Genomic DNA, 700 nt, shown 5'->3' with positions numbered 1-700 from the left:
CCCAACTGAGCTAACAACCCATATCTAATTTGCTAACAACACAATGTGTATAACGCTGCGTCGTTGTGGGGCGCTATTATAGGTGTAACAACAAAGGAGTCAATAGTTAGAATGAAAATTTCGTTCAGTTGCTTTAATTATAATCAAAACAATTGAAATTCAATAACCCTTCATTATAAAGGAACTTAAAACAGAGGAAGTGATTAGAGTTACAGGTACTCACTCTACGATAGTGTGGGGGAAGGGATGCTGGCTTAGCTGTTGTTTATTTTGAAAGAATGAGGTCGTGCTCCCTGCGTTTTTTTGGGTGCCAATATATTATTAATGAGTAAAGGGTAAATTTCGCCAGCGAGATGGTTGAAAATCGAACTAAAACAAGTGCTTTGATTGAAGTTTTAAGTCGGTTTGTATATATTGTGTCCTCTTGGGCGTTTTTTAAAGCAGTTAGAAAAAACTTCACTAAAAATTGTTGACTTTATTTTCCTGCCTGCATAGAATGCGCCCCGCACTCAGCGATGCACGTCTTAAATGACATTGGCAGTTTGGGGCTATAGCTCAGCTGGGAGAGCGCCTCGCTGGCAGCGAGGAGGTCGACGGTTCGATCCCGTCTAGCTCCACCAAATTTCGTTGAAAAAGTCCTAGTGACATTGTCTGGTTTTAGATTTCGAATATTTAAAATCATACTTGTGTCCCCTTCGTC

Annotated in this window: 1 tRNA gene; it reads left to right on the top strand. The window is 40.3% G+C overall.

The annotated features are described in order from the left end of the window. Window positions 1–544: 544 nt before the first annotated feature. A tRNA-Ala gene (locus tag N480_RS16285) sits at window positions 545–620 on the top strand. The last annotated feature ends 80 nt before the right edge of the window (window positions 621–700 follow it).

Origin of the sequence: Pseudoalteromonas luteoviolacea S2607, from assembly GCF_001625575.1 — a bacterium.
Taxonomy (GTDB): Bacteria; Pseudomonadota; Gammaproteobacteria; order Enterobacterales; family Alteromonadaceae; genus Pseudoalteromonas; species Pseudoalteromonas luteoviolacea_E.
Note: the sequence above shows the minus strand (reverse complement) of the source record. Positions and strands in the feature narration are given on the sequence as shown.